Origin of the sequence: Arthrobacter sp. PAMC25284 (assembly GCF_019443425.1) — a bacterium.
Lineage (GTDB): Bacteria > Actinomycetota > Actinomycetes > Actinomycetales > Micrococcaceae > Arthrobacter > Arthrobacter oryzae_A.
The window spans coordinates 2781235-2804894 of the sequence record NZ_CP080382.1 but is presented as its reverse complement, the minus strand read 5'-3'; the positions used below and the strand labels follow the sequence as shown (position 1 = coordinate 2804894).

The window sequence follows — 23660 nt, the reverse complement described above, 5'->3', positions numbered from 1 at the left end:
CCGCGGCAGGACACGGCATTTTGCCGGCGCGAAGGAGTAACGTTCCCCTATGAGCGAGGAGCAGCCTGACGACGTCTACAGCCATGGCCATCACGAGTCGGTGGTCCGGGCCCACGCCTCCCGGACGGCGGAGAACTCCGCCGCGTTCGTTGTCCCCTACCTCACCCCGGGGGCCACCGTGCTCGACGTCGGCTGCGGTCCGGGCAGTATCACGTGCGATTTCGCCGGACTCGTCGCCCCGGGCCGGGTTACCGGGCTGGACCGATCCCCCGAGGTGGTCGCCCAGGCAGCCGCCCTCGCGGTCGAGCGTGGCATGCAAAACGTCGGGTTCGCGGCCGGCAACATCTACAGTCTCGACTTCGAGGATGACTCGTTCGACGTCGTCCACGCACACCAGGTCCTGCAGCATTTGACCGACCCGGTGGCCGCTTTGCGCCAGATGCGCCGGGTGGCGAGGGCAGGCGGGGTCGTGGCCGTGCGCGACGCCGACTTTCATGGAATGAGCTGGTACCCGGCCCTCCCGGAACTGGACGAATGGATGGAGCTTTACCAGCGGATCGCGCGCCGTAACGGGGCCGAGCCCGACGCCGGCCGGCGCCTGGTGTCCTGGGCGCAGGCCGCCGGCTTCACGGATGTCGCACCATCAAGCAGTAACTGGCTCTACGCCACGGGCCAGCAGCGCCGCTGGCAGGCGCGGGTGTGGGGTGAGCGGGTACTGCACTCTGCTTTCGCGGATCAGGCGCTTGAATACGGATTCGCCAACGCGGCGGACCTGGCCCGGATTTCGGCGGGCTGGCACCGGTGGGGATCCACGGACGACGGCTGGTTCCTCATCCCCAACGGCGAAGTGCTCGCCCGGGGCTAAAATCCGCCGCCGCTCGGGATTTGACGGAGATGGCCGGAACCGGCACCCGAAAACGGCCACTTGGGGCAAACGGAATGTGCGGCTTGACCATGCAGACCGGCACCGTGTGCGCGGCACCGTGTGTGCGGCGTCGCCGCCGCCCCGCGGCAACTGACTCCCAGCCAACCAACCACGGCCCGGACAGTAGACTCATCTGGTGCAACCCTCCCTTTGGCTGGCCCTGGCCGGCGCCGGCGCCCTGATCAGCTTCACTCCCGGCGCAGGCGCCATCAACACCATGAGCAATTCGTTGAACTCGGGATTCCGCCGTTCCATCTGGGGCATCCTTGGCCAGCAGGCCGCGCTGGTGGTACACATCGTGGTCGTCGCGCTGGGTGTCGGTGTCCTCGTCGCGAGCTCTCCTGTGGCCTTCAACGTCATCCGTTATGCCGGGGCCGCATACCTGGTCTATCTGGGCATCCGGCAGTTCCTGCAGAAACCGGACCTGGACCAGGAGACGGCCGCCACGCTGCGCAACGAACCGGCGTTCTCCATGTTCCGCCGCGGCCTGTGGGTCAACCTGCTCAATCCGAAGGCGATCGTCTTTTTCCTGGCCTTCACGCCCCAGTTCATTCGTCCCGAGCAGCCGCTGCTGGGGCAGTACATGATCCTCGCCGTCACAGTGATCGCGATCGACATCCTGGTGATGTGGTTCTTCTTTGCCGCGGCGGCCAAGTCCTTCCGGCGCTTCACCCACGACGCCCGCGGGCAACTGATCCTGAACCGGACGTTTGGGGTGCTGTTCGTCGGCGTCGGTGTCCTGCTGGCGCTGATTCACTGACGGACGGGCGCCCCGGCCCGCCGCCCGTCCCCGGCGAGTGCTGACAGGACGTGGGAGCTATCACAGCCACTGTTGCAGGCGAAGGCAGCCATACCGGGGGCGTGGATCACGGATACCCTTTTCCGGGGGCGCTGGCCACGAGGACCGGCATGATTCATGCTTAAGCACATGAGTTCAACGTCGAGACAGTTTCGGATCATCACCGTCTGCACCGGAAATATCTGCCGGTCGCCGATGGCCGAGCTGATGCTGGCGGAGGCTTTGGCCGCCGAACGTCTCACCGGAGCTGTCGTGGATTCAGCCGGCACAACATCCTATGAAGCCGGCCGTCCGATTGATCCGCGGGCCGCGCGCAAGCTCCTGACCCACGGCATCGCCTCCCGGTCCCACGTCGCCCGCGAATGGCGTCCTGAATGGTTCGCCGGCCGTGAGCTGATTCTGGCCCTCGACGTGGACCACTATGGCTGGCTCCGGCAGGCGGCGCCAGACCCGCAATCCATGGCCAGGATCCGCATGCTGCGAAGCTTTGATCCCGCCGTCGCCGGCAAGGACCCGCTGGACCAGGGCATCGAGGACCCGTGGTTCGGCGGCCACACGGACTTTGACAACACGTGGGACCTCATCCGCGCCTCGGTCCCGGGAATCGTGGCGCACGTCCGGGCGGAGCTGGAACGACCGGACCAGCAGCAGGACAACGCAGGGCAGCAGGTACGCTCTACTTCATGAACCCAGCACCCGTCATCATCGCCATCGACGGGAGGTCAGGCTCCGGGAAAACCACTCTGGCCATTGAACTGGCCGCACGCCTCCGCGAGCACCACAAGGTCTCACTCTTCCATCTGGAGGACATCTATCCCGGCTGGAACGGGCTGTCGGCCGGCGTCGAACGCTACGTCTCCACCGTCCTCACTCCGCTGCACCGCGGCGAAACGGCGGAGTGGGTCAGCTGGGACTGGGACAAGCATTACGACGGCGAAACCCGCACCACCCCGCCTTCTGAAATAGTGATCGTGGAAGGCGTCGGCGCCGGCTCCGCGTCGGCACGGCCGTTTCTGGATGCCGTGATCTGGGCGGATTCGCCCGACGCCGACCGCCGCCGGCGGGCGCTGGCCCGCGACGGCGACACATACGCGCCGTTTTGGGAGCAATGGGCCGGCCAGGAAGCAGAATGGCTGGAGGCCGACGACGTCCCGGCTCACGCCGACGTGCAGGTGGTCAACCTCGCCGACGGCGCGTCCCCGTCCGACGTCCTGCAATCACTGCAGTACCTGCCCGCACTGGCCCCCATCCTCCTGCCCGACCTGGCCACCCGGCGCGGACTCCGGCTCCGGTCCGAACGGCTGACCGCGGCACCGGACACCGCCAGAGTCTTCAAGACGCTGTACGGGCGCTCCCCCAATGCGGTGTGGCTCGACTCCTCGCTGCCCCCGGAAGGGCTCGCCCCTGCGGCGGCGGAACGCAGCCGCTTCAGTATCCTCGCTGATGACGGCGGACCCTTCGGACAGTCAGTCCGGCACAGCTCCGGCAGAACCTTCGTGAGCGTCGGCACTTCCACGGTGACAACTGAGGGAGGATTCTTCCGCTGGCTGGACAGCGCCTGGGGCCGCCGCGACCTCCGCAGTCCCGAGGACTATCCGTGCGAATTCACCCTGGGCTGGCTCGGCTACCTCGGCTACGAGCTCAAGCGTGAGACCGGCGGCAGCGATGTCACGGCGCCCACCCCGGACGCCTGCCTGCTCTTCGCTGGCCGCGCCGTGGTCCTGGACCACGTCGAAGGCACAGTCTGGCTGCTGACGCTCGACGCTCCCGATGCGGAGGCCTGGCTCGAGGCAGCCCGCGCGGCCGTGCACTCGGCAGCCGCGGCACCGGCGGCCCCGGAGTTCCTTATTCCCGGCGGGGCCGGGCTGACCTTCCGGGCGCGGGATACCGAGTCCGGCTACAAGGCCAAGATCGCCGAGTCCCAGCGTGAAATCTTCGAGGGGAATACCTACGAAGTCTGCCTGACCACCGCACTGACGGCGTCGGTGGCGCTGGCACCCGGCGGACCGGATGCGCTGGACCCGTGGCAGACCTATCTTGCGCTGCGCCGGAGGAACCCGGCCCCGTTCGCAAGCTACCTGCGTTTCGGGGATCTCACCGTCGCCAGCACCTCTCCTGAACGCTTCCTCAAGATCGCGGCCGACGGCACGATGCGGGCCGAACCGATCAAGGGAACCCGCCGTCGGGACGCTGACCTAGGCAAGGACGAGGCGCTGCGCCATGATCTCGGGCGGTCCGCCAAGGACCGGGCGGAAAACATCATGATCGTGGACCTGCTCCGCAACGATCTCAGCCGTTTCGCCGTGCCGGGGTCAGTCTCGGTCAGCCGGCTGTGCGCGATCGAAAGTTACGCCACCGTGCACCAGATGGTCAGCACCATCGACGCCCGGCTCGAACCGGGGGTGCCGCCCGCCGAAGCCGTGGCCGCCTGTTTCCCGGCCGGGTCCATGACGGGCGCACCCAAAGTCAGCACCATGGCAGTTCTGGACCGGCTCGAAGCCGCACCGCGGGGCGTCTATTCCGGCGCCATCGGCTACTTCTCGCTCACCGGCGCGAGCGACCTCGCCGTCGCGATCAGAACCCTCGTGATCAGCCCCGGCGCGGCCGGCGACGGGACCGCCGAACTCAGCCTTGGCGTTGGAGGCGCCATCACAGCGGATTCCTCACCGCAGGAGGAATACGACGAAATCCGGACCAAGGCGTTCGGGGTACTCTCGACGCTCAACGCGGAGTTCCCGGCCGGCTGAGACCGGCCCCTGCCCGCCACGGGCCGACAGCACGCCTACTGCAGCGTCGCAGTCAGCCGTGCAACGTTATCGACGTACTTGGCCCGCATCGGACGTTTGAGCCAGTCCTCCAGCAACAGCTCCTTCGAGATGTCGCGGTAGGTGTCCTCCACCGCGCGGACCCGCTGCACAATGTCCGAACCGAGCAGCATCACGGAGACTTCAAGGTTCAGCGAGAAGGACCGCATGTCCATGTTGCTCGAACCCAGGACCGCGACCTCGTCATCAATCGTGAAGTGCTTGGCATGGAGCACAAACGGGGCCCGGTACAGGTAGATCCTTACTCCGGCCTCCAGCAGGGCCTTGTAGAAGGACTGCTGCGCGTGGTGGACCAGGAACTGATCGCCTTTCTCCGAAACGAAGAGCTCAACGTCGACGCCGCGCTGCGCCGCGGTGGTCACTGCGTAGAGCAGGGAATCGTCCGGGACGAAGTACGGGCTGCAGATGGAGATCCTGTGCTGCGCCGAGTAAATCAGCGTGTTGAACAGCCGCAGGTTGTTCTCGGTGATGAAGCCAGGCCCGCTGGGGACTGCCTGCGCCGTGACGTGCCCGGGAGACGGTTCGGGCCGGTGCCGCAACTGCTCCTCCAGCGATTCATCAGTTTCGCTGAGCCAGTCGGTGGCAAAAACCACGTTGAGGGTCGTCACGATCGGTCCGCGCAGGCACGCCATGAGTTCCACCCATTCCCGGCCCAGTTTGCGGTGCTTGGAATTGTTGTAGGACGGCTCTATGAGGTTCTGCGATCCGGTAAAGGCCATCTCGCCATCAATGACCATGATCTTGCGGTGGTTGCGCAAGTCCGGGCGCCGCCATTGCCCGTGCACCGGGCTCAGCGGCAGCATGGGCCGCCAGCGGATCTTGCTCGCCTTGAGCCGCCGGATCAACTTCCGGTAGCCCTGGATCCGCAGCGTGCCCAGGTGATCGAAGAGGAGCCGCACCTCGACGCCCCGCTCCGCCGCCTCCTCCAGCGCGGTCAGCAGATCATCGGTGACATGATCGGCGCTCATGATGTAGAACTCGGCGTTAACGAAGGTCTTGGCCTCCCGGACCGCGGCGGCCATCGCCTTGATGGAGTCCGGGTAGCCCGGCAGCAGCTCGACGCTGTTGCCGTCCACCATCGGCAGCGAGCCCAGGGTCTTGTTCAATTCGGCCGCTGACGCGACCCATTCCGGGCCGCTATAGTCACTTTCCATACTTGCCAGCTCGGAGGTGCCGGCCCGGACGCGCGTGTTGATGGCCTGCTGCTGCGCCCGGCGGCGGCGGGAAAGGCGGAAGTTGCCGAAGAGCAGGAACAGCGTCAGGCCCACGGAGGGAACGAAGAAGATGACCAGCAGCCACGCCATCGCCGTGGTGGGCCGGCGGTTACCGGGGATGATTCCCAGCGCCAGCACCCGGATGGCGAGGTCGATCAGGGTCAGGACCACGATCAGCCAGGGCGGGAGAGTTCCCGCCAACGGTATCGGCCACAACACAGGCGAACCCCTCCAGCTACAGGCCCGCGGAACTGTTCCGGATCGGGCAACGACCAAATCCTATCCCGGGACGCCGCGCACTAAGCTGATGCCATGACTTCTGCTGCTGGCGTTTCCGCTCCTGTCACGGTTCTGGTCTTCCTGGATCCCGCATTCGAGGACGGCCGCCTGGCTGACGCGTCAAAACCGCAACTGATGGCCACAGACCAGGGGGCCACCCGTGGCGACGGTGTTTTCGAGTCGCTGCTGGCCGTCGGCGGCCAGCCCCGGAAGCTTCAGGCCCATCTGGACCGGCTGGCAGGATCGGCCCGCCTCCTGGAACTGGACATCCCCGTCGAAGACGTGTGGCGGCGCGCGATTGGCACGGCCCTCAGCGAGTACCGGGGCCGGCCAGCGCCCGTCCCGGACGCCCTCGATCCCGACGGCCATGCGGGCGATAGTGCAGACACGCCCGCCGATGAGGCAGTTATCAAACTGATTGCCACCCGCGGCGTCGAGGGCGGCGACGGCCCCATCTGCTGGGTCCAGGCATCCCGGCCGTCCCCGGCCGGCCGCCGCCAGCGCGAGACCGGACTCGACGTGATCCTGCTGGAGCGCGGCTATGACAGCGAGGTCGGCGAACGCGCCCCCTGGCTGCTGCTCGGGGCCAAAACACTGTCCTATGCCGTGAACATGGCCGCCCTGCGGTACGCGCACCGGCAGGGTGCCGACGACGTCATCTTCACCTCAGCGGACGGACGGGTCCTTGAAGGGCCGACGTCGACCGTGCTGCTGGCGCATTTGGAAACCTCGGACGACGGCGCCGGCGGGGTCCGGACGGTCCGTCGGCTGATCACGCCGCAACAGGACAGCGGCATCCTGCCCGGTACCTCCCAGGGCGCCCTCTTCACGGCAGCGAAGGCCGCCGGCTGGGAGCTGGGGTACGGGCCGCTGGAGCCGCAGGATCTGCTCGACGCCGATGCCGTGTGGCTGATCTCCAGCATCCGGCTCCTGGCCCCGGTGAACCACATCGACGGCCATGAAATCGGGACCCGGGAACGGCGGGCACAGCTCACGGCGGAGCTCAACGCCCTCTACGCGACGATCGGATAGGCGGGGATCCAGCCGGCGTGCCGGAAAGTGCCACCTCAGGCTGAGCGCACGGCTCCTGCGTACGCTGACGGGCGCCGCCGGAACGAGGCCGGGTTGAAGGACGGAAGCAGGAACGCCGCCAGGACCGCGTCGAGGAGTTCGGGGGCTGCGGCGCTGCTGGCACCAAACCGTGCCCGCAGGCCCAGGACCACCGGGGTGCCATCGGCCCTGCGGCGGATGTCAACCTCGACCGGCCCCGTCAGCCCGACGGCATGGACGGCGGCCATGGCCAGCGGGGCCACATCCGCGGCGGCGCCGGTCGCGACCCTCCGGCCCACAGCGGACGCAGCACCGGTGTCGGTCCCGGCGCCCAGGCCGGCCCGGACAGGCTGATCCACGACTACCACGTGGGGCGCCATCGCGTTCTGCGTCCGGGTCCCGAAGACCAGTGCGACATATCCTGCCCCCGGGATGAACTCCTGGACGATCCGGCCCTCCGGCTGCTGCGCCCAGTCCACCGGCCCGGCCCCGGGCAGGACTACGGCGCCGTTCTCGCCGCGGGGGACCCTCGGCCTCACGACGACGGAACCGCCCATCGCTGCGAGGGACGCCGGTGCGGCCGCGAAGTCGCTGGGCACACCGAACCGCGGGACCGCGATCCCCTCTGCCTGCAGCGTCCAAGCGGTCAGGAGGCGATCGTTGGCGAGGGCCACCGGGCCGGGATCGGACACGATCAGCCGGACGCCGTCGCTGAACGCGGCACGGGCGGCCGCCAGGTGCGGCAACTCCTCGGTGCGCGTCGGGATAACCACATTGAGGTTCCTGGCATCAACGAGCCGGCGCAGAGCCGGGACCCAGTCCGGATCCGATGCCGGCGGAAGCACCACCGCCTCGGTACCCGCGATACCCGGCACCTGGCAGGAGTCGGCGCCGAGAACCGGGAGTCCCCGGGCCGAAAGCTGGGTTGCGATGCTCCGCCCGGCGGCGCTGCCAAGTCCGGTAACCAGGATGTGTGGACGCACGGCTTCCCCTTCCGTTGCGGGCCGCTGACGCCGGTCCCCCCGGCGGCAGCGATTCACAGTTATATGAGACCTAAGTTCTGAGACCCAAGTTCTGAGACTTGAGCGGCGATGTTGCTGGCTTTGTCCTTCCAGTAAAGTGGCCGCCGTCCCGGATAACACGAGTGGCCACTACTTGGAACTCCCGGTTGCGCCGGGCCCGGTTCCCGGCATCCGTGACAGAAAATGACGACGGCGGCAGTGCGGGCCGACGTCGTAAGTGTTACGTTCGTTGGGAGTAATGAGAACCGGTGCCAAGCCCTGACTGGCCGGTCGGCAACCCTCCCTTTCGCGGCGGGGTGCCTCAGGTGAATACTCGGCATATCGACCACTCGAGCTGCAAGCGTGAATGAAGGAGATCCCTAATGCCCGACGCATCCGTCCAGGCGGCCCCGCAGGCCTCCCCCGAGGAAAAACTGGCCTACCGGCTGTTCACCGGCCCCGATGACCGTTCCTTCTGCGAGCGCGTCTCGGCCGCCCTGGCCGAAGGGTACGTGCTTCACGGCAACCCCGCCGTCACGTTTAACGGCAGCACCGTGATCGTGGCGCAGGCCGTCATCCTGCCCACGGCGATTGCGTCCGCGGACGCAGCCGTCGCGAACGCCGTCGAGGACCTCGACAGCGACGCTGCCGACTACGAGGAAGCATTTGAGGGGCACGCGTGAGCTACGCAGGAGACCTCACCCCGCCGGAAGCCTGGGCCAAGCTGGAGGCCGGCGCCGTTCTGGTCGACGTGCGCACAGAAGGCGAATGGGCCCACATTGGTATACCGGACACCAAGGCCACCGAGAACGATCCACTGTTCATCCAGTGGAATCTTGCCGGCGGCTACGCCAACCCGCGGTTTATCGAGCAGTTGAAGTTGCAGGCGCCGGAGGACGACGCGGTGGAACTCATCTTCCTGTGCCGCTCCGGCGCCCGCTCCATTGCCGCCGCCATTGCCGCCACTGAAGCCGGGTTCACCGCGTACAACGTCCTGGAAGGCTTCGAAGGCGAACCCGACCACCTCGGCGAGCGGACCGTCAACGGCTGGAAGAACCGCGGCCTGCCCACCAATCTCGGAGAAAACTAAGTGGGTTTCAATCCCGACGCCGCAGGGTGGGGACCGGAGACCCAGGCCGTACGCGGCGGTCTTGACCGCAGCGGCTTCCAGGAGACCACTGAGCCGGTGTTCCTCAATTCCGGGTTCGTCTACGAATCCGCCGCAGCCGCCGAACGGGCCTTCACCGGCGAAGACGAGCGGTTTGTCTACTCGCGCTACGGCAACCCGTCGGTGGCGACCTTCCAGGAGCGACTCCGGCTGATCGAGGGAACAGAGGCATGCTTCGCGACGGCATCCGGCATGTCCGCGGTCTTCACCGCCCTCGGCGCCCTGCTGGCAGCCGGCGACCGGGTGGTCGCCGCACGCTCCCTCTTCGGTTCCTGCTTCGTGATCCTCAGTGAGGTTCTGCCTCGCTGGGGCGTCGAGACTGTCTTCGTGGACGGACCGGATCTGGAGCAGTGGCGGGTGGCGCTGTCGGAGCCGACGACGGCCGTGTTCTTCGAGTCCCCATCAAACCCCATGCAGGAAATCGTCGACATTGCCGCGGTGAGCGCCCTCGCGCATGCCGCCGGCGCCACCGTGGTGGTGGACAACGTCTTCGCCACACCGCTGCTGCAGCGCTGCGGTGATTTGGGCGCGGACGTGGTTGTCTACTCCGGCACCAAGCACATTGACGGTCAAGGCCGTGTTCTGGGCGGCGCCATCCTGGGAACGAAGGAGTTCATCGACGGCCCGGTCAAGCAGCTGATGCGGCATACCGGCCCGGCGTTGTCCGCTTTCAACGCCTGGGTGCTGACCAAGGGGCTGGAGACCATGGCGCTGCGGGTGAACCACGCCTCGGCCTCGGCACTGCGTCTCGCCGCCTGGCTTGAAGGGCAACCGGCGGTGGGCTGGGTCAAGTACCCGTTGCTGGCATCCCACCCGCAGCACGAGCTGGCGGCGCGGCAGATGAAGGCCGGCGGGACCGTGTTGACGCTGGAGCTCGCCCCGACGCCCGGGCGGTCCGCGAAGGAAGCCGCCTTCGCGTTGCTGGACGGGCTGCGGATCATCGACATCTCCAACAACCTGGGCGATTCGAAATCCCTGATTACGCACCCGGCCACCACAACGCACCGGGCCATGGGTCCGGAGGGACGCGCCGCAATCGGGCTGAGCGACGGAGTGGTGCGGCTGTCCGTGGGTCTGGAAGACGTCGAAGACCTGATGCGTGACCTGGGTCAGGCCCTGAAGCAGGTCTAACCGCCCCGGCCCCGGCCGTCGTCCGCGGGCCGTCCCCGGGAGCTATCCGGCGAATGGCACTTCGTCAGGGGACAACGACGTCGCCCTGACCGCGTGGTCCACGACGCCGGGCAGCCCGGCCTCGGCGAACAGGCGGCGTTGCTGTTGCGACCCGGTGCCGCGCTCCATGATCCGCCGGATGCCCGCGTCCACCAGCCCGAGTTCGCCCTGTTCCTGGAGCACCGGGGCAAGGTAGTCCACCAGCGCATCCACTACGTCGCGGGCAGGTGCGGGCCTGAAGCTGCCGAAATCCAGCAACTCCGTGCGCACGCCGAAGTTACTGGCCTGCCAGGCAGCCATCCGCAACAGCACAGTGGGGACCGGGGCCGGTTCAACGCCGTCGCGCCAGTCCCGGCTGGCCGATTCCACGAGCGCGCGGACCAGCACGGCAATCAGCGCCGCGTCTTCGGCAAGCAGACACACATCCGCCACCCTGACCTCAACGGTGGGATGGTGCCGGCACAGACGGGCGTCAAAGTAGACCATCCCCTCGTCGAACAGCACTCCGGTCTCCAGCAGCCGGTTCACAACCCGGCGATAGACAGACAGACTTCCGAAAATCATCGACGGTCCGGCGCCGGGCCAACGGTTCCAGACCTGTGTGCGGTAGCTGTCGAACCCGGTCTCCGTGCCGTTCCAGTAGGGCGAGTTCGCGCTGAGTGCCACCAGGACGGCCAGCTTGTCGCGGATCCGGTCCATCACGGCCACTCCCTCGTGCGGGGACTCCACGAGGGTGTGCACGTGCAGGCCGCAGGTCAGCTGGTCCCGCACGGTGAGCCCGAAGCGGTTTTCCATGGCGGTGTAGCGCGGTTTGGGCGTCATATGGGTCACCGGCGCGTGCGGCGACGTTGCCAGGGCGGCAACCCGGGCCCCGTGGGTCCGGGCGGCGCGGTCCGCGAGGTCCCGGTCCAGCCGGATTGCCCGGAGCAGCCCGGCGTAATCCCGGCACGGCGCCGTCTGGGTTTCGATTTGTTCGAGCTTGAGCTCATAGCTGAAGCCGGGTTCGTCCGGGCAGGCGGCGCCGTCGGGGCTCAGCTGTGCCATCAGGGCCGCAGCAAGAGCCAGCGGGGAACCAGTCGCCTCGTCGACAATCAGGAGTTCTTCCTCAACGCCGAAAGTGCGCATGATCCTATTTTGCCCGTGCGGACGTGTATGCAACAGATGGCGCGGACCAACGCGGAGCCACTTTTCGCCCGTCCGGCGGCCCCGGATGGGCGAACAGTGCCCCCGCGTTGGTCTTTCAGAGGAAGGCTAGTCCTGGAAGTACTCGATTTTCGCGCCGATGGTGTTGAGCCGCTCGGCCAGATCCTCATAGCCGCGCTCGATCACATAGATATTGCGCAGTTCCGAGACCCCCCGCGCGGCGAGCATGGCCAGCAGCAGGCAGGCCGCCGGGCGGAGCGCGGGCGGGCAGCCCACTTCGGCGGCCCGCCACCTGGTGGGTCCGTTGACGTAGATGCGGTGCGGGTCGAGCAGCTGCACACGGGCGCCCAGCTTGTTCAGTTCTGTCAGGTAGATGGCACGGTTCTCGTAGACCCAGTCGTGGATCATGGTCTGGCCCTCTGCATTGGCCGCGATGACCGCAAAGAACGGCAGGTTGTCGATGTTCAGCCCGGGGAACGGCATGGGGTGGATTTTGTCTTCCGGGGCGCGCAGCTCCGAGGGCCGGGTGGTGACGTCCACCAGCCGGGTCCGGCCGTTCCGGGCAAAGTACTCGCCGGAGACCTCGAGCTGCTGGCCCATCTGTTCCAGTGTCGCGAGCTCGATTTCCATGAACTCGATCGGGACACGGCGGACGGTGACCTCGGAGTTCGTCACGATCCCGGCTGTGATCAGGCTCATCGCCTCAATCGGGTCTTCTGAGGGGAAGTATTCGACGTCGACGTCGGCGGCGGGGTTGCCGACGATCCGCAGCGTCGTGGTGCCTACGCCGTCGATCTTCACGCCGAGCATCTGCAGGTAGAAACAGAGGTCCTGCACCATGTAGTTGGGGCTGGCGTTGCGGATGATGGTGGTGCCGCTGCGGTGCGCGGCAGCCATGATGGCGTTTTCGGTGACGGTGTCGCCGCGTTCGCTGAGCACGAAGGACCGGTCCTTACCGTCCGCCGGAGGAGCCTGTACCGCGTAGAAGCCGGCCGTGGCCTCAACGCTGAGACCAAACTGGCGCAGCGCCTGCATGTGTGGCTCGACCGTTCGGGTGCCGAGGTCGCAGCCGCCCGCGTAGGGGAGCCGGTACCCCGCGGATTCATCCAGCAGTGGCCCCAGCAGCATGATGACGCTGCGGGTCCGCCGGGCGGCCTCGACATCCATGGCGTCGAGGTTCAGTTTTGCGGGCCGGCGGATCCGGAGGTCGTTCACGTTGAGCCACGTGCACTCGACCCCGATGCTGGTCAGGACCTCGACGATCCGGTTGACCTCTTCGATCCGGGCCAGGCGGCGCAGGGTAGTGGTGCCGCGGTTGATGAGGCTGGCGCACAGCAGCGCGACGCCGGCGTTTTTGCTGCTATTGACGTCGACGGCGCCGGACAGGGTACGGCCGCCCTCCACCCTGAGGTGGGTCATCTGCGGCCGGCCCACTTTGACAATGCTGCGGCCGACGATGGCTTCCAGCCGCTGGATCATCTTGAGGCTGAGGTTCTGTTTGCCTTGCTCCATCCGGGCGATGGCACTCTGGCTCGTCCCGAGCTCGGCGGCGAGCTGCCCTTGGGTCCAGCCTTTCTCTCCCCGGGCGTCGCGGAGCAGGATGCCAACGTGTTCTGCAGTCTCTTGAGTCATTCCACGAAAATATCACAGATGAGTTACCCGAGGCAGGAAGTGCGGCCCGGTCCGCAGATTCGCCCCCTCATACCCACATCATGCGATAACCTGGCCAGCGGCCGCTACTGCTGCGCGAGGAAGACCATGTTCCATGTACCGGCTCCGAGGGCGGCGCCAACTGCGGCGGCGGCGATTCCCAGGCCGCCCAGCAGGACCCACGCGTCGAGGCCGCTGAACGTCGAAGGGCGTGCCCACGTCCGCTCGGCCCCGCCGAAACCGCGGGCTTCCATAGTGACAGCGAGCCGGGAAGCGCGCCTGATCGCCTGAACCAGCAGTCCAAAACTCTGCCCCAGGGTGGCCCGGATCCGCTGGTAGGGGTTGCCGCGCGAGCCCACGCCGCGGGCCCCGCCGGGCCATCCCGATGGTCTGCCATTCTTCGGCCATCAGCCCCACCAGCCGCATCGCGGCCAGGGTTCCCAGCACAAAGCGGTGCGGCAGCTTTGCCTTCTGGGCGAGCGCATCAGCCAGATCGGTGGGGTCCGTGCAGCTCATCAGCAGCACGGCGGGGAGGGCAATTGCGAGCCCGCGCAGCGCGAACCCCAACCCCAGCTGCAAGGAGCCCTCACTGATGGACCAGATCCCGGTGTCGACCAGGATGGACCCGGTGTCCGGCGCCAGGATGGCGGTGCTCCATCCGCCCAGTGCCGCGGCCAGGATCAGTGGCCATCCGCGCTGCCACAGCAGGACCAGGGTCAGGCCGGCGAGGGGAAACAGGAGCAGTTCGAACGCCAGTGCCACCGAGGCCGAGACCCAATCGATGGACAACGCCAGCACGAAGGTAATGAGGACGACGGCCGTGAACTTAGCCAGCGGGTTGGCCCGGGTCAGCACGGACCGGTTGCCGCGAAGGGCCAGGGCATCCCTCATGACGGGGCCGCCCCGGGCAGTTCGCGGCCCCGGAGGTCATGGTGGCCCCCGCCGTGCTCCCGGCTGCCGCGCCCGGCGCGGCCCGGAGCGCCGAGGCTGAGTTCCGTACCGCCCAGGGCTGCCGTAAATTCCTGGTCATGGGTCACGGAGACGATCGCGGTTCCGGCATCGAGCAGCTCGGACAGGAAGGAAGCGAGCTCGGCCCACGTGTTTGCGTCCTGGCCGAAGGTGGGCTCGTCAAGGACCAGCACCTGTGGGTGGGCGGCGAGGACGGTGGCCACCGACAGCCGCCGCTTCTCCCCGCCGGAGAGCGTGTAGGGGTTGGCATCCACGAGGTCGGTCAGCCGCAGCCGCTCCAAAAGCTCCTCCACCCGGTCCTCTCCGTAGCCGAGGTGGCGGGGGCCGAACATCAGTTCATCGATCACCCGGCCGGTGACGAACTGGTGCTCGGGTTCCTGGAACACCGTCCCGATCCGTGCAATCAGCTGTTGGGCCTTCCACTGGTAGGGGTCACTTCCGACGCCGGCGCTCAGGGCATCGCTGGCGCTCACGGTTCCGGCGACGGGGCGGAGCAAGCCTGCCAGTGTCAGCGCGAAGGTCGATTTCCCGGCGCCGTTCGGGCCGGTGATGGTCAGGGCTTCGCCGGCGCGGACCCCGGTGGTGATCCCGGCCTGCACGGGCTGCGGGGCAATCCGGCGGAAGCCGTCCCGGAGCCCGGCCCGTCGCGGCTGCGCGCGCGAAACCGCCAGCTGTTCCGCGGCGAGCAGCACGCCGCCTGCGGCAGAGGGCCCGGCGCCCCGTCCCGCACCGTGTGCGGCAGCATCACCCCGCCGGGCTGTGGTGCGGGCCCGGGTGGCGGGCACATGGCCAGGCACCCAGACGCCCGCAGCCATGAGCATGTCCCGCGCCTGATCAAGCACCGCGTCCGGCGTGCCGTCGATCAGCACTGCCGGCTCCGTGGCGGAGCCCGGCTGCAGCACCACGATCCGGTCCACGAGATCTTTCCAGACCGCAACGCGGTGCTCCACGACCACCAGGGTGGCCCCGGTCTTTTCCAGGCAGCGGCCTACCGCGTCGCGGACTTCGAGCACACCGGCGGGGTCCAGGTTGGCGGTGGGCTCATCCAGCAGCAGCAGCCCGGGGCGCATGGCCAGGATGCCGGCCAGCGCCAGCCGCTGCTTCTGTCCGCCCGAGAGGGCCGACGTGGGATGGTCCTGGGACAGTGCGCCGAGCCCGACGTCGTCGAGTGATTCGTGCACGCGCGCCCAGATTTCCGCGGGAGGCACCGATAGGTTTTCGGCGCCGAAAGCTACGTCGTCACCGACCCGGGACAGCACGACCTGGGTCTCCGGGTCCTGCTGGACCAGGCCGGCACGGCCACGCCGGTCCCGGGGCGGGGCCCCGTCGATCAGGAGGCTGCCGGTCTCGTCGGAATCCCCGGTATCACCGGATTCACCTGGCTCACCGGCGGAACTATCGCCGAGCACGCCCGCGAGGGCATGGAGCAGGGTGGATTTGCCAGCGCCGGATGGGCCCAGCAGGAGGACCCGTTCGCCAGGCCGGATGTCCAGGTCCAGCGCATTCACGGCGGGCCGGGCTCGCCCGGCATGCCGCCAGCCCCAACCCCGTGCCGTGACGGCCGCGGGGCGGACTGCCTGAATCGATGTCATGAGGGCTGTCCCGTGATCAGGAAAAGACGGGCTCCGTGGCGGCCTTGCGGGAGGCAAACGAGCCCAGGACACCGGTCCTGGCCAGGCCCCGGGTCGCGAGCCAGGACAGCCCGCCGGCGATGAGGGCTCCGGAGATGGTGGTGCAGATGATGTAGACAAGCTTGTCCGGTGCGGCATAGGCGATGTTCCAGCCCCACGGCGTAAACGAGTCATTGAGTCCGCAGAACAGGCCCGCGCCGGCACCGGCCAGCAACGCCACCGGCAGGTTGAACTTCCGGTAGAGAGCCGGGACGCTGAACTTCTTGTACAGGACCAGCGCGAACACCAGCTCCGCGCCGAGGCCCTGCAGCAGGCCCGAGGTGAGCACCGCGACCCCGTATTGCGAGCCCATGAACAACTCACCTGTCGCGGCCACGGTTTCGCAGAACAAAGCGGCTCCGGGCTTTCGGATGATGAGCATGCCCAGCACGGCCGGGATCATCCAGCCGCCGGCGTAGAGGCCGGTGAGCGGCGGATAGAGTGCATTAATGGGCGCGGAAATCACGTTGGCGCCCTGGGACCAGGCCCAGAAGATCACGCCGCCGGCGACCGCGATCAACGCGGCCACCACGATGTCCACAACGCGCCAGTTATAGCTGGTCTTCTTGGTTACTACAGATGTCATGCCGTCCTCCTGAGGAACAGGAGGGGAGGGTGCCCGGTCCGACAGCTTCCGCCGCCGCACCGGGCACTCTGAGAACTCGACTCCCTTGCGCCGGTACTAACCGGATCAGGTTCGAGGGTCTGCGGCTGTCCGCACTCTCAGCGCCCGCCTGTGATGCCTCTGGATTTCTCCAGTGGTGTCGCCGGCGGCGCTCCCCTGTCGTATTAAAAATCACCCTTGTGGGCGTGGCCCAGCTTACACCTGAAGCGCCGCGCTTTCACGGCCTGCAGTAACATTCGGCGGCCGAAAGACGTATTCTGCCCGGTCCCGGCGGCGCAGCCGGAGCCGGACGGCCGGTATGGACGGGCCCGGCGAAAACGTTAGGCTGGTCAAGTCCAGTTCCCGCCCCCTAGGAGTCCCGGTATGAACCTCTTCATCAAACTGCTCGGCACCGGCATCAGCCTGCTCGCCGGTTTCGTCGGCACCAAGTTGGTCGACACCACTTGGGAAAAGATCACCGGGTCCAAACCGCCCAAAGGCGACGACGACGACGTTCCCACCACCCTGCGCCACGCACTGACATTTGCTCTCATCTCGGCGTCGGTCAGCGCCATCATCCAGGTCCTCGCGAACCGTGGCACCCAGCGGGCCATCACCCGCTTCGCTAAAACCCAGGACATCGTCTAAGCGCCAGCGGCCGGACGGACTGCCGTCGGCTTACCTGCCGTGCGGTGCGCCGGATCCGGCAGGCCCGCCGTCGTCGGCGTTCGGATCAGGCTGGGCGGCCGCCTGCTGGACCACGGCTTCGAGCTCGTCCGTGCTCAACAGCTCCGGGTGCAGGTGCTTGGTCCGGTAGCCTGCCCTGCCCACCATGTGGGCGGACACAGGCACGGTGAGCAGCTGAAAGATCCAGGCCACCAGCAGGACGGGCCACACCCACCAGGTCCGCATCTGCAGCCCCAGGGCGAAGAGCAGCAGGAACAGACCCAGCACCTGGGGTTTGGTGGCGGCGTGCATCCGGCTCATAAGATCCGGGAAACGCAGCAGCCCGATGGCCGCCGCGAGCGACAGCAGGGCGCCGGCCACCATAAAGACGGCGGAGACGGCGTCGATCACTGCCTCGACGGGGAAATCCTCAGGAGTCACGGGGAGTCTCCCTTCGGTCCGCGACGAACCGGGCCACGGTCACGGATCCGACAAAGCCGATGATGGAGATCGCCACAACCAGCATGATGTTGTTGAGGCGGCGGTTCACGGCCATGTCGATGCACAGCGCGGCCGCAAAAATGGCCAGCAGCACGTCGGCCGCGAGCACCCGATCCAGCAGCGAGGGGCCGACCGCGATCCGGATAATCGCTCCGACGGCGGCCAGGGACAAAACGATGGCGGTCACGGTCAGGACGAGCTGCATCACGCGCCCCCCTCCTGTTTTAGGGCGGACAATTCCTCGCGCGACCCCATGATGCGGATCAGCCCGGCCTCGGTGTCGCGGACCTCCTTGCGGAGCCGGGCCACGTCCCGGGCAGTACGGACGTTGATTCCGTGGATGTAGAGCGTGGAGGTGGACCGGTCCACCTCCACCACCAGCGAGCCCGGGATCAGCGAGATGACGTGCCCCGTGGCCGTGACCAGCAGATCGGAGTGGCTGCGCAGGGGGACCGCGACGATGGCGCTGATCACCCGCGGCCCGGTCACCACGGCCAGCACCAGAAGCTGGATGCTCGCCGCCACCACTTTGCCCAGGAAGATGACGGCGAACGCGATGGCGCGCAGCACATTGAACCGGCCGCCCAGCTCCACCGGGGGAAGGTAAAGCAGCCGGGCGACCACCACCGAGATCAAGGCACCGAAGAGCAGGTTACCCGCGCTGAAGTCCTGCCACAGCGCGCCCCAGACGAAGACGAGCCAGACGAGCAGGGGCACTTCCTGGCGGAGTGAGATCCGCTGCCTGCTCATGTCCCGGCCCCCGGCTGCGGGCTGTTCTGCGGCTGGGCCTGCCCGGATTGCGGAGCCGCGGGGACCGGGGTTTCCTCGCCGAGTACCGACTGGATATAGGCGGACCGGTCCAGCATCTCCTGCGCGGAGTGGTCTGCGAGCTGGAACAGCGGCCCGGCGAATACCGTGAGTGCGACGCCGGCGATCACGAGGCCGAGGGTGGACCCCACCATCGTTCGCGGCAGCAGCGTGACATTGGTTTTTCCTGCCCGGTCTCCCGTGGCTGAATCCGCGGGAGCGGCGAGCAGTACCGGGTCGGGGTGTTCGGCGTCCGCGGGCTGGCGCCAGAAGGCCCTGTTCCAGACCCGGGCGACGGCGAGCAGGGTCAGCAGGCTGGTCAGCACTCCCCCGGTCACCAGCGCGTAGGCCAATGGTGTGCCGAGCTGCACGCCGGCCTGCACGAGGCCGAGTTTGCCGAGGAAGCCGGAGAACGGCGGGATCCCGGCCAGGTTCATGGCGGGGAGGAAGAACAGTACGCCCAGCAGCGGGGAGAGTTTCGCCAGCCCTGCCAGCCGGTCCACCGAGGAACTGCCGCCGCGGCGTTCAATCAGGCCGGTCACCAGGAACAGACTGGTCTGGATGGTGATGTGGTGGGCCACGTAGAAGACGGCGGCGCCCAGCCCGGCCACGGTGGACAGGGCGAGTCCGAAGACCATGTAGCCGATGTGGCTGACCAGGGTGAAGGACAGAAGCCTCTTGATGTCGCTCTGGGCCAGTGCGCCGAGGATGCCGACCACCATGGTCAGCAGTGCTGCGACCATCAACGGGGCGTTGAGCGCATCCCCGGGGAACAGGAGCGTCTCCGTCCGTACCATCGCGTAGACGCCCACTTTGGTCAGCAGCCCGGCGAACACCGCGGTGACAGGGGCCGGCGCCGTCGGATAGGAGTCCGGGAGCCAGAAGGACAGCGGGAACACCGCGGCCTTGATCCCGAACGCCACGAGCAGCATTACGTGCAGCAGGTCCCGGGTGCCCGGGTCCACGTCCGCGAGCTTGAGCGCAAGATCCGCCATATTGATGGTTCCGGTGGCGCCGTAAATCATGGCGATAGCGATCAGGAAGAGCACCGAGGAAACCACCGAGACCACCACGTAGGTCACCCCGGCGCGGATCCGGGGGCCGGTCCCGCCCAAAGTCATCAGGACGTAGCTGGCGGTCAGCAGGATCTCGAATCCGACATAGAGGTTGAACAGGTCACCGGACAGGAAGGCGTTGGACACGCCGGCCACCAGGATCAGATAGGTGGGGTGGAAGATCGAGACCGGGGCGTCCTCGTCGCCGTCCGCCATGCCCTGCCCTGTCGCGTAGACGAGCACGGCGAGACTCACCGTGGAGGAGACTACGAGCATCAGCGACGAGAACTGGTCCACGACCAGCACGATGCCCCAGGGCGGAAGCCAGCCGCCGATGTTCACGGCCGCCGCCCCGCCCTCCCACACGGTCGCGAGCAGCCAGCACTCAAGCAGCAGGGTCACGGACAGCACGGCGATGCTGACGATCCGCTGGTTGCGGGCCTGCCGGATCAGCAGGAAAGTCAATGCCGCACCGAGGACCGGAAGGAGGACGGCCAGCGGGGCGAAGCTGGCGATGTTCACGGCCTGCCGCCTTCCGGTTTCGGGGCCGCCCGGAGGGAGCCTGGTTGTTCTTCTGCCGCAAGGTTCGCGGCCCTGGTGGCGTCGGAGCCTGTTATGGTCAGCGGGAATTCCGACGTCTCGGCGGGGATCTCGGCGTCATCCTCGGCGTCGAAGCTGGGCGTCGCCGCCACACGGCGGTCCTCAGCGTCATCCTGGATGTCGTCCCGCCGGGCCAGGGCCCAGGTGCGGTAGATGATGCCCAGCAAAAAGGCGGTGACAGCGAATGAGATCACGATCGACGTCAGGATCAGCGCCTGCGGCAGGGGGTCGCTGTAGTCATTGGGGTCGGTGTCCTGGCTGAAGATCGGCGCACGTCCTGCGAAGCCGCCGGTGGCAAGGATCAACAGGTTCGTGGCGTTGGCCAGCAGCATCAGGCCCAGCACGACGCGGGTGAGGCTGCGTTCCAGGATCAGGTAGATGCCGCAGGCGTACAAGGCTCCCATGACCAGCAGCAGGGTCAGATTGACGCTCATTGGTGCCCCCTGGCAGTGGTTGCGGCCGGGACTTCGCCGGGCTCCGGCCCGCCCGATTCCGCATCGGGTGATTCCGGGGGGCCTTCTTCGAAATGCTCGTCAATTTCCGCGCCGAGGCTGCGCAGCACATCCAGGACCAGTCCGACGACGACGACGTACACTCCGATGTCGAAGATAGTCGACGTGACGAACTTGATGTCCCCGAACACGGGCAGCCACAACTCGATGATCGCGCTTTGGAACACCTGTCCGCCCAGCAGCAGCGGGGCCAGGCCCGCGGCCGCGGCCGTGGCGAGGCCGATCCCGAGCAGGGCGCCCGCGCTGACGGGCGTGGCTTCCCGCAATTCGAACCGGCCGCCGGCAAGGTACCGGATGGTCAGGGCGAGGCCGGCGGTGAGCCCGCCGGCAAAGCCTCCGCCGGGCAGGTTGTGGCCGGCGAGGAGCAGGTACAGGGAAAAAACGATCATGGAGTGGAAGATGAGCCGGGTGACAACCTCAAAAATGATGGAGCGGCGCTCCGGGGCCAGGGTACGCCCGGCCACAAGCCAGGCATCCCGGGTGGCAGCAGCGAACCGGCGGTTCGTGGCCAGGGCGGCGGCGTCGCGTGTGCTGCCGCGGGCACGGTGCAGTCTCCCCACGGTGCCTTCGGCGACCGTCGAGGAGGTCTGGATATTGTCGCCGCGGCCCCGGACGAAGATCAGGCTCGCGACGCCGGTGGCGGCCAGGGCCAGCACCGCGATCTCGCCGAAGGTGTCCCAGGCGCGGATATCCACGAGGATGACGTTAACGACGTTCAGTCCCCCGCCGCCCTCGTAGGCCAGCCGCGGGAACTCCAACGAGACCGGCAGCGCCACGCGGGCGCCCAGAGCGTAAATCGCCACAAAGATCATGGTGACGCCGAATGAGAGGCCGATGACGACCCTGACCAGACGGTACTTCCCGCCGGTGCGGTCCCTCAGTTCGGCGGGGAGGCTCCGCATGGCAAGGACAAACGCCACGAGGATGATGCTCTCGACGAGCACCTGGGTCAGGGCGAGGTCGGGGGCGCCCTGCAGCGCGAACATCAGCGCGATCCCGTAACCGGTGACGGCCACCATCAGCACGGCGAGGAACCGTTTGTTGGCGCGTACGGCGGCGAGCGCTCCGATGACGATCCCGGTACCGGCCACGAGCTGCAGCGGTGAGTTGGGGTCGATCAGGTAGAGGCCGTCCGGCAGCGGCTTGCGGGCGAGCAGAAGTGCGGTCAGCGGCAGCACGAAGGCGACCGTCAGGATGACGGAAAGGTAGAAGAACAACGAACCGCGCTGGGTCCGGCCGGTCACCCAGACCGCGATGTCGTCGAGCGCACCAATGGTCAACTGATAGGCGCGGTCACCGTCGATCCAGCCGGGCACCCGGTCCTGCAGACGGGACACAGCCGGCCGGCCGAAGTACATGGCGAGGCCCAGGGCGAAGGTGACGGCGGTCAGCCCCAATGCAGGGGTGAATCCATGCCACAGCGCCAGGTAGCCGGCACCGCCGTCGACCGCCCCGCCAGCGGCAACGAGCGCAGCGTAGGGCTGGATCCAGCCGTCGACCGGGGCGGGCCACAGCCCATAAAGAACCGTCAGGGCGCTCAGCACCGCGGGTGCGGCGAGGAAAGCCGGCGGGATCGGCTTGAAAGGTGTCGGTGCCACGCCCGTCTTCACACTGAAGGCGCCCCACATAAAGCGGGCGCTGTAAGCGAAGGTCAGGATGGAGCCGATGACCAGTCCGGCCAGGAGCAGCTGCCCGGCCGCCGAACCGGCGCCGTAGTCGACGAACGCTTCAAAGACCGACTCCTTCGCAACAAAACCGGCAAGTGGTGGAAGCCCGGCCATCGAGGCGGCGCCGATGGCCGCCACGACGGCCAGGGCACGGGCGGAACCAAAAACTCCTGAAAGTTGGCGGATGTCACGTGTTCCGGCCTGATGGTCGATGATGCCCACAACCAGGAAGAGGGTGGCTTTGAACAGCCCGTGGGCCAGAAGGAGGGCGAGTCCGGCGAGGGCCGCCTCGGGTGTGCCGAGTCCCACCACCATGGTCAGGAAGCCGAGCTGGCTCACTGTGCCGTAGGCCAGGATGAGCTTGATATCGGTCTGGCGGAGAGCCCGGTAGCCGCCCACCAGCATCGTGGCCAGCCCCAGGCCGAGGACGACCGGAAGCCAGTAAGCCGTCTCGTTGAACCCGGGCGCGAGGCGCGCCACGAGGTAAATGCCTGCTTTCACCATCGCCGCGGCGTGCAGGTACGCGCTCACGGGGGTGGGTGCCGCCATGGCGCCGGGGAGCCAGAAATGAAACGGGACCAGCGCGGACTTGGTGACCGCACCGATCAGGATGAGCACGACGGCGGCCCCCACGGCGGCCCCGGCCGGTCCCGTGACCAGTGCCGGGGCCAGCTCCATGATGGCCTGGATCCGGTAGGTGCCTGCTGCAGTACCGAGAATGACCAGCCCAATAAACATGGCCAGACCGCCGGCAGTGGTCACCATGAGGGCCTGCAGCGCCGAGCGGCGGGCGGACAATCTGGTCCGGGCATAGCCGATCAGCAGGTAGGACAGCACGGTGGTCAATTCCCAGAAGACGAACATCAGGAGCAGGTCATCGGCAGTCACCAGCCCGAACATCGCCCCGGCGAAGGCGAGAAGCTGGGCGCCGAAACCGCCCAGGTTCTCATCGCCTGCCTTGAAGTACCGGGCGCAGTAGACCAAGACCAGCGCGCCCACACCGAGCACCAGCAGCGACATGACCCAGGACAGTGCATCCATTCGGAATGCCAATTCGAGCTTGAGGTCCGGAATCCACGGCAGTACCTGCGCGATGGCTCCGCCCGTGCCGGCCGTGTCGGCACCCGGGTCGGGTTCTGCGTCGGTCCGGGAGTAGATGGCGCCATGTTGCAGGATTAGCCAGGCGAACGAGCCGGCGGGAACGGCGGCCAGGGCATAGAACGCGCTGCGGCCGAATCTCCGGAACAGCGGCGGTGCCACAGCGGCCAGGACGAAGTGCAGGGCGAGGACTGTGATCACTGGTATCTCCGCAACGTCAGGAATTTGATTGTCAAAAGGCGGGCAGGCGGGGATTTCGCTGGGTTCGGTGCCCACAGTTTACCAAG

21 protein-coding genes, 1 pseudogene and 2 riboswitches are annotated in these 23660 nt (G+C 67.4%); of the genes and pseudogenes, 9 read left to right on the top strand and 13 right to left on the bottom strand.

Going from position 1 to position 23660, the window contains the following annotated elements:
• Positions 1-49: 49 nt before the first annotated feature.
• The 4 genes from KY499_RS12945 to pabB all read left to right on the top strand — a co-directional run bounded on the left by KY499_RS12945 (position 50) and on the right by pabB (position 4471).
• Positions 50-865 carry a methyltransferase domain-containing protein gene (locus KY499_RS12945; protein ID WP_219885536.1) on the top strand — a complete coding sequence of 272 codons (816 nt, stop codon included), beginning with the start codon at positions 50-52 and terminating at the stop codon, positions 863-865.
• Between the two features lie 196 nt (positions 866-1061).
• Positions 1062-1685: a LysE family transporter gene (locus KY499_RS12940; RefSeq protein WP_123255067.1), complete on the top strand. Its 624-nt coding sequence runs from the start codon at positions 1062-1064 to the stop codon at positions 1683-1685.
• A gap of 168 nt (positions 1686-1853) precedes the next feature.
• Positions 1854-2411: a low molecular weight protein-tyrosine-phosphatase gene (locus tag KY499_RS12935; protein WP_123255068.1), complete on the top strand. Its 558-nt coding sequence runs from the start codon at positions 1854-1856 to the stop codon at positions 2409-2411.
• A complete protein-coding gene (pabB, locus tag KY499_RS12930) occupies positions 2408-4471 on the top strand; it encodes an aminodeoxychorismate synthase component I (protein WP_123255069.1) in 2064 nt (687 codons plus the stop codon). The genes KY499_RS12935 and pabB overlap by 4 nt, the downstream gene beginning before the upstream one ends.
• 35 nt (positions 4472-4506) lie before the next feature.
• Here pabB and cls read toward each other — a convergent pair whose 3' ends face one another.
• Positions 4507-5982: a cardiolipin synthase gene (gene cls / locus KY499_RS12925; protein ID WP_375141096.1), complete on the bottom strand. Its 1476-nt coding sequence runs from the start codon at positions 5980-5982 to the stop codon at positions 4507-4509.
• Between the two features lie 93 nt (positions 5983-6075).
• Here cls and KY499_RS12920 point away from each other — a divergent pair, with 93 nt between their 5' ends.
• Entirely contained in the window at positions 6076-7074 is a 999-nt protein-coding gene (locus KY499_RS12920) for an aminodeoxychorismate lyase (protein ID WP_219885535.1), read from the top strand.
• Between the two features lie 35 nt (positions 7075-7109).
• Here the strand turns inward: KY499_RS12920 and KY499_RS12915 are convergent, their stop codons facing one another.
• Positions 7110-8075, bottom strand: coding sequence for a hypothetical protein (locus KY499_RS12915; protein WP_183164475.1), 966 nt, complete (start codon positions 8073-8075; stop codon positions 7110-7112).
• Between the two features lie 273 nt (positions 8076-8348).
• A riboswitch (SAM riboswitch) is annotated at positions 8349-8463 on the top strand.
• 13 nt (positions 8464-8476) lie between these two features.
• On the opposite strand from KY499_RS12915, the gene KY499_RS12910 reads away from it, so the two are divergent.
• Genes KY499_RS12910 through KY499_RS12900 form a run of 3 tightly spaced genes read left to right on the top strand, consistent with a single transcriptional unit; the run spans position 8477 to position 10392 of the window.
• Entirely contained in the window at positions 8477-8776 is a 300-nt protein-coding gene (locus tag KY499_RS12910; protein WP_123255071.1) for a DUF1737 domain-containing protein, read from the top strand.
• Positions 8773-9183 (top strand): rhodanese-like domain-containing protein, encoded by a 411-nt coding sequence (locus KY499_RS12905; protein WP_219885534.1) that lies wholly within the window; start codon positions 8773-8775, stop codon positions 9181-9183. Before KY499_RS12910 ends, KY499_RS12905 begins: the two co-directional genes overlap by 4 nt.
• Positions 9184-10392 (top strand): O-succinylhomoserine sulfhydrylase, encoded by a 1209-nt coding sequence (locus tag KY499_RS12900; RefSeq protein ID WP_219885533.1) that lies wholly within the window; start codon positions 9184-9186, stop codon positions 10390-10392.
• A 42-nt stretch (positions 10393-10434) separates the two neighbouring features.
• Here the strand turns inward: KY499_RS12900 and KY499_RS12895 are convergent, their stop codons facing one another.
• From KY499_RS12895 to KY499_RS12875, 5 genes and pseudogenes are all read right to left on the bottom strand, one after another.
• On the bottom strand, positions 10435-11556 hold the full coding sequence (locus tag KY499_RS12895; protein WP_219885532.1) for a glutamate--cysteine ligase: 1122 nt from the start codon (positions 11554-11556) through the stop codon (positions 10435-10437).
• Positions 11557-11682: 126 nt separating this feature from the next.
• A complete protein-coding gene (locus KY499_RS12890) occupies positions 11683-13206 on the bottom strand; it encodes a UDP-N-acetylglucosamine 1-carboxyvinyltransferase (protein ID WP_219885531.1) in 1524 nt (507 codons plus the stop codon).
• A gap of 104 nt (positions 13207-13310) precedes the next feature.
• A pseudogene (locus KY499_RS12885) lies at positions 13311-14115 on the bottom strand (energy-coupling factor transporter transmembrane component T family protein).
• Positions 14112-15785 carry an ABC transporter ATP-binding protein gene (locus tag KY499_RS12880; RefSeq protein WP_219885530.1) on the bottom strand — a complete coding sequence of 558 codons (1674 nt, stop codon included), beginning with the start codon at positions 15783-15785 and terminating at the stop codon, positions 14112-14114. Before KY499_RS12880 ends, KY499_RS12885 begins: the two are co-directional and overlap by 4 nt.
• A gap of 16 nt (positions 15786-15801) precedes the next feature.
• Complete coding sequence (locus KY499_RS12875) at positions 15802-16449, bottom strand: ECF transporter S component (RefSeq protein WP_123255078.1); 648 nt, start codon at positions 16447-16449, stop codon at positions 15802-15804.
• 64 nt (positions 16450-16513) lie between these two features.
• Positions 16514-16656, bottom strand: a riboswitch (TPP riboswitch).
• 195 nt (positions 16657-16851) lie between these two features.
• Between KY499_RS12875 and KY499_RS12870 the strand changes: the two genes are divergently transcribed.
• Complete coding sequence (locus KY499_RS12870; RefSeq protein ID WP_123255079.1) at positions 16852-17115, top strand: DUF4235 domain-containing protein; 264 nt, start codon at positions 16852-16854, stop codon at positions 17113-17115.
• 30 nt (positions 17116-17145) lie between these two features.
• Here the strand turns inward: KY499_RS12870 and mnhG are convergent, their stop codons facing one another.
• The 6 genes from mnhG to KY499_RS12840 are packed head-to-tail and all read right to left on the bottom strand — an operon-like array spanning position 17146 to position 23574.
• A complete protein-coding gene (gene mnhG / locus KY499_RS12865; RefSeq protein WP_123255080.1) occupies positions 17146-17574 on the bottom strand; it encodes a monovalent cation/H(+) antiporter subunit G in 429 nt (142 codons plus the stop codon).
• Positions 17564-17842, bottom strand: a complete 279-nt coding sequence (locus KY499_RS12860; protein WP_123255081.1) for a monovalent cation/H+ antiporter complex subunit F — start codon at positions 17840-17842, stop codon at positions 17564-17566. Before KY499_RS12860 ends, mnhG begins: the two co-directional genes overlap by 11 nt.
• Positions 17839-18384, bottom strand: a complete 546-nt coding sequence (locus KY499_RS12855) for a Na+/H+ antiporter subunit E (RefSeq protein WP_123255082.1) — start codon at positions 18382-18384, stop codon at positions 17839-17841. Before KY499_RS12855 ends, KY499_RS12860 begins: the two co-directional genes overlap by 4 nt.
• Positions 18381-20018, bottom strand: coding sequence for a Na+/H+ antiporter subunit D (locus tag KY499_RS12850; RefSeq protein WP_123255083.1), 1638 nt, complete (start codon positions 20016-20018; stop codon positions 18381-18383). Before KY499_RS12850 ends, KY499_RS12855 begins: the two co-directional genes overlap by 4 nt.
• Entirely contained in the window at positions 20015-20530 is a 516-nt protein-coding gene (locus KY499_RS12845) for a Na(+)/H(+) antiporter subunit C (RefSeq protein WP_123255084.1), read from the bottom strand. Before KY499_RS12845 ends, KY499_RS12850 begins: the two co-directional genes overlap by 4 nt.
• Positions 20527-23574: a Na+/H+ antiporter subunit A gene (locus KY499_RS12840; RefSeq protein ID WP_123255095.1), complete on the bottom strand. Its 3048-nt coding sequence runs from the start codon at positions 23572-23574 to the stop codon at positions 20527-20529. The genes KY499_RS12845 and KY499_RS12840 overlap by 4 nt, the downstream gene beginning before the upstream one ends.
• Between the last annotated feature and the right edge of the window lie 86 nt (positions 23575-23660).